Annotated in this window: 3 protein-coding genes, 1 riboswitch and 1 other annotated feature; of the genes, 2 read left to right on the top strand and 1 reads right to left on the bottom strand. The window is 58.7% G+C overall.

Features of this window, described 5'->3' with window-relative positions; genetic code table 11:
* Nucleotides 1-310: 310 nt before the first annotated feature.
* A complete protein-coding gene (locus IRZ24_RS18735; RefSeq protein WP_297167765.1) occupies nt 311-553 on the top strand; it encodes a PLD nuclease N-terminal domain-containing protein in 243 nt (80 codons plus the stop codon).
* Here IRZ24_RS18735 and IRZ24_RS18740 read toward each other — a convergent pair whose 3' ends face one another.
* Complete coding sequence (locus IRZ24_RS18740; protein ID WP_297167767.1) at nt 554-1,198, bottom strand: GNAT family N-acetyltransferase; 645 nt, start codon at nt 1,196-1,198, stop codon at nt 554-556.
* Between the two features lie 261 nt (nt 1,199-1,459).
* A riboswitch (SAM riboswitch) is annotated at nt 1,460-1,569 on the top strand.
* A gap of 115 nt (nt 1,570-1,684) precedes the next feature.
* Nucleotides 1,685-2,132: a binding site (T-box leader), on the top strand.
* Between the two features lie 48 nt (nt 2,133-2,180).
* Between IRZ24_RS18740 and metX the strand changes: the two genes are divergently transcribed.
* Nucleotides 2,181-3,000: homoserine O-acetyltransferase (metX, locus tag IRZ24_RS18745; RefSeq protein ID WP_297167770.1), on the top strand; the 820-nt coding region annotated here is incomplete at its 3' end.

The following is a 3,000-nucleotide window of genomic DNA, read 5'->3' on the forward strand; positions in this document are numbered from 1 at the left end:
TGGGCGCGGAGATCTGTATATGAGACAGGGCCCTCCCTGGCGCCCTCTCTCTCCTCTTCCTCTCACCAGAGCTGTCACTCTGTCACCGTCAAGCTGGGCTGATCCGTGTCTCTGCATGGGAGAGCCGGGGATAGTCAATATGCTCTGCCGATCAATTTGCCTGAAAGGTAGAGAGATACTCTCTGCTAGCGCGGGCAGCTCCCCGAGAGCGGAGCCGATCAGCCGGCGATAGAGAGAGCAGACCATCCCCACAATTGGTCTGCTCTCCTCTGTTTAGCCTACTCAGGCAGCTCTGTGCTAAGGAGGCACTATGTTCGGTGAGCGTGGATGCTTCTTCAATTCACTGCTCTTTCTCATCATTGTCTTTGTGCCAGTTTTAGGGCACATTATCGAGACGGTCATGATTCTGGAAGATGATCACTCAACCGCTGGCAAGCTTCTCTGGCTAGCGGTGGTCTGGTTCATTCCATTTCTCGGGCCGCTCCTCTACTTGCTCTTTGGGCAGAGGCGTCATCATGTTGCCTTTGGCACGCCGAGCTACGGAACGCACTAACTAGGGAGAGAAAGAACCTGGAGAAGGCTGGGCCTCGCGCAGCATAGCCCATAGGCGCAGGCCCTGGCCATGAGGAATAGCTGTTTCACTGACCACTTGAAAGCCATGACGCTCGTAGAAACCGACGTTACGCGGATTCTGGGTCTCCAGGTAGCAAGGGAGGTGGTGAGCGTCGGCTTGCTGGCAGACAACTCTTAGCAAAGCGCTGCCGATACCTTGTCCCTGGTAAGGCGGATCAACCCCCAAGGCCCAGAGATACCAGTGTGGTCCATGTGTATGGAACGCATGCTGCTGAGCGGCGTAGCGCTCGGTAAGTCCGAGGCGCCAGAGGCCACGTGGTCCCAGGCGCAAAGGAGGGAAACGCAGACCGACGCTCAGCAGGCGTCCGAGAGTAGGCGTCGTATGATCAGGAGGCAGCCAGCAAGCGATCCCTTCCAGACCTGGTGAGGCATAAACCTGACCGTAACGCAAGCAATAATGGACAGTCACCCTAAAAAGCGCTGGTAAGAGTGCGGCGCGGCGTCTCTCATTGGGGAGAACAAAGGCCATCAGCGGGTCATGCTGAAAAGCTCGCGCCAGCACCTGGCACGCGTCAATCGCCTGCTCGGCAGGCAGCAAAATTGGTTCACGCTTCGACTGATTCATAGTATGCTTTGTGGTCCTTCTCCTCTTCCTCTAGTGAGTTGCAGGTGTAGCGGTCTGGCTAGCCTCTTATGTTGCCCGCCAGGCTCCGCTCCATCACAGTCACCCCGCTCTGGCCAGGTGGGGAGCGACCTGACCAGGCTGGAAAGCATGTCAGGCCACAGAGTGACTAGCGCCATACTGACCCTTGACAGCTCCAGCCATCTCCGCTATACTAACTAACAACTATAATGTACCCGAACAATCGAACCGACGCGGTTAGCGCTCTCATCAAGACGGGTGGAGGGAGACGGCCCTGTGAAGCCCGGCAACCCGCCAGCAGAGCTGCTGGTAAGGTGCCAATTCCGGCGGAACACTGTTCCGCAAGATGAGGGGAACCTGGCAATGATGCTAAAGACCCCTTTTCACAAAAAGGGGTTTTTTCTTGCCCCGCGTACCGGGTGGGTACAAGCGCTTCACCAGTCGTCTAGCGGTCGGTCAATCGAATCGAGAATAACGTTGACGAGGACGAGTAGACGTCGTGTGCGGCTACAGAGAGCCGGTGGTGCTGAGATGCCGGCGCTGCGGCGGCGTTGAAAATGCCCTCCGAGTTGCAGGTTGAAGGCCCGTGATGGGCGGGCGAGTAGACTGTGCCGGGTGGCTCCGTTAAAGGCTGTAGTGTTGCGAGTGCGCTGAACCCTGGCTAGCATAGCGCCAGTCTGGTGCTCCTCAAGGAGAAAGCAACAGTCTGTCAGCAGGAGATAAGCCGGGCTTGGTCGGTAGAAGCCTGGTTTTGTCCCAGTGATGTCACGCCTGGTTGCTGGTTAGCTGCTGGTGATGCAATGCCAGGCTACTGGAGCACCTGGGAGCATGCGTCTCGGCAACACTCCAAGGCCAGCGTCGTGAGGCGCTGGCAAAACAGGGTGGTACCGCGAAGAGACTGTCCCTCGCCCCTGGGTAGGGTGAGGGTTTTTTTTGTTCCCTTTTTGTTGCAAGGAGTGTGCACATGGTGGCTCGCGTCGAGCACAGCGTTGTGACAGGTACACAGCCTGTTCCTGTGAAGGGCTTGCAAAGCTATACCTTCGACTCGTTGCCGCTTCAGTATGGGGGTCATTTTGGCCCTGTGACGCTGGCATACGAAACCTGGGGGCGCCTCAACGCGGCGGGCGATAATGCCATCCTGATTGCTCATGCCCTGACGGGCAGTTCGCATGCCCATGATCCTGAGCACCCGGACGACCCGAAGGCCGCCTGGTGGAACCCGCTGATCGGCCCTGGCCGGCCCTTCGATACGTCGCGCTACTTTGTCGTCTGCTCGAATGTGCTCGGCGGCTGCTATGGCAGTACAGGCCCTTCGTCGATTGATCCAAGCACGGGCCGACCTTATGGCATGCGCTTTCCACTGGTGACGATCCGGGATATGGTCCGGGCCCAGCGCCGTCTGATAGAGCATCTGGGCGTCCGGCGCCTGATTGTAGCCGGTGGCTCGATTGGAGGTCAGCAAGCCCTGGAGTGGGCAGTCTGCTATCCCGAACTGGTGGACAAGGTGATCGTGGTGGCGGCCACGTCGGCTCTGACGGCTCAAGCCATCGCCTTCAGTGAAGTGGGCCGCCAGGCCATTATGCTCGATCCCCGCTGGCAGGGGGGGGATTATCCGCCCGGCGAGGGGCCTGATGCCGGGTTGGCAATCGCGCGTATGCTCGGCATGATCACCTACCAGAGCGAGGAAGCCATGGAACTGCGCTTCTCTCGTCGCCCGGCGCGTAATTGTGAGGTGCCTTCTCCAACTCGCACCCCTAGTCTGGGGACGCGCTTCGATGTGGAAA

The organism is Thermogemmatispora sp. (genome assembly GCF_019683755.1).
In the GTDB taxonomy this organism is placed as follows: domain Bacteria; phylum Chloroflexota; class Ktedonobacteria; order Ktedonobacterales; family Ktedonobacteraceae; genus Thermogemmatispora.